Here is a 2,121-nt window from a genome sequence, read left to right as displayed (position 1 = left end):
GTGTGTCGTCTTCGCTTCGTCCTGCGGCGAGGAGAGCGGCTGCCGAGCGGTAGCGGGTGCCGGCCGGGGCCGGCAGGAGTCCGGCTTCGGCGAGCAGGGGGCGGACTTCGCGGATCGTGTTGCCGATCAAGGACCTGCTCACGTCGCCCAGCGCCTCGGTGAGGACCTCCATCGTGCACAGCTTGCTCAGGTAGAGGAGTGCGAGGACGACGCGCTCTTGGTCGCCGATCTTCTTGGGAAAGACGCCGCCGCGGCTGCCTGGCTGGCGATCGGCGCCTCGGCGCTGGTAGGAGGCTCGTTCGGTCTGCGCGAGCTGGCGCGGCGCGAGTCGGCGGGCGAGCGCACCCAGGTCCTCGCGCGGCATGCCGGTCAGCCGCGGATGGGACAGGCTCGCCATGATCTGGGTGCGTTGCGGCGCCTCCGCCGTGTCGAGGAAGGCCAGCAGTTGAGTCGCGGTGGTGAAGCGGGTCGATGCGTATCCGGGCTGGTGAGCGTGGTCCTCCAGTACCCGCCGGGTCTCGACGACAAGGTCGCCGATACATCCCGGAGTCACCTCGAGCATGTCCGCAAGCAGTTTCATCGAGCAGACCTGCCGCTGGTAGAGGAGGGTCAGCATGACTCGAGTCGCGTCGTCGAACAGCGGCTTGGCCCGCTGGTTACCAGTGGCCCGTCGGGCACGACCGCCGCGTTGCTCGCTGTAGCGTTCCCGGGCCCGTGCGGCCTGGAGTGGAGCCAACTCAGCACAAAACTGTGCGAGTTCTGAGCTGCCGAGTCCGGTCAGTCGCGGATCGGCAAGGCGAGCCAAGAGAGAGCGGCGCCGTTCGGCGACGCCGTGCGCTTCGCCGCTGACAGGTGGGGAGGCCGGCTCGGTGGGTTCGGACAGCAGGGTGTAGTTCCACTGCCCGTGCGTCTCGTGCCTGACCAGGGGCAGCGCGGCGAAGCGGTCCTTGCTGATTGCGATGCCGGTCGGGTAGTCGCCGGTGTCCAGGTGGGCCTCCACCGTCAGTCCGGTGCGGGTGCGGGTGGCCGCGATCGTCTGCAGTACGACGTCGTGGCTGGTCAGCGGCCTTCCGCGCCAGTTGTGGGTGATGTGGGAGAAGAGCCGGTGCTCGATCTTGTTCCACTTCGACGTACTTGGCGGGAAGTGGCAGACCGTGATCGCGAGACCGGTTTCGGCGGCCAGGGCGGCCAGTTCGCTCTTCCAGACGCGGTAGCGGTATCCGTTGGAGCCGCCGGCGTCCGCGGTGATCAGCAGCCGGGTCGCGGTCGGGTAGTCGCTCTGCCCGCGTGTCTTCCACCAGCGGCGGATCGACTCGACGGCGAAGGTGGCGGTGTCGTGGTCGACGCCGACGTTGACCCAGCCGGTGTTGCGGGCGATGTCGTAGATTCCGTAGGGGATGGCCTGCTCGACGTCCGGTCCGCTGAAGAAGAAGTGGTGGTCCTCGACCTGGACCGGGTCGCCCTTGGGGCGCCACTCGCGTCCGGCCATGGGCAGTCGGCCGATCTGCTCGCGTTTCTTGGTGTCCACGCTGATCACCGGCTCGTCAGCTGCCTGGTGCTGTTTGACTTGCTCGTTCAGGTAACGGAACTGCGCGTCGCGGTCGGGGTGCTGGCTGCCTTCGAGGGTCTTGGCGTTGCCCTGCAGGCTGAAGCCGGCCTGCTTGAGCAGCCGGCCCACCGTCGGCGCGGAGACCTGATGGCCCTGCCGGCCCAGTTCCTCGGCCAGGTGCCGCAGCGATTTCGTCGTCCAGCGCAGTGGCGATTCGGGGTCGCCGCGTTCATCGGGCTCGACCAGGGCCATCAGCGCGTCGACCAGGCCCGGAGCGACCACTTCGGCCTGTTTGCGGCCTCCGCCCGCGGCGCGAGTCCGCCCGTCGGGCAGCGGCCCGGCACCGGACTCCAGCTCGCCGACGCCCCGGCGCACGGTGGTCTCGCTGATCCCGGCCGCCCGGGCGGCGGCTCGCACTCCGCCGTGCCCGAGCAGTCTCGCTTCGGCCGCTACCGCCAGACGACGCTGCCGCTCGTTCAGGTGGGGCAGCAACACCGCGAAGCGGCAGTGGAGTTGGGACAGCATCGCCTCCGTGATCGCCATACCAGCCCAACGAGCCGACGGCACCGAAG

General features: G+C 69.3%; 1 protein-coding gene. It reads right to left on the bottom strand.

The genetic code is table 11. The features are described from left to right. Positions 1 to 2,092: ISAzo13 family transposase (locus ABH928_RS36440; RefSeq protein ID WP_370073049.1), on the bottom strand; the 2,092-nt coding region annotated here is incomplete at its 3' end. Between the last annotated feature and the right edge of the window lie 29 nt (positions 2,093 to 2,121).

Source organism: Streptacidiphilus sp. MAP5-3, assembly GCF_041262505.1.
Classification (GTDB): domain Bacteria; phylum Actinomycetota; class Actinomycetes; order Streptomycetales; family Streptomycetaceae; genus Streptacidiphilus.
This window is presented reverse-complemented; position numbering and strand designations above follow the sequence as displayed.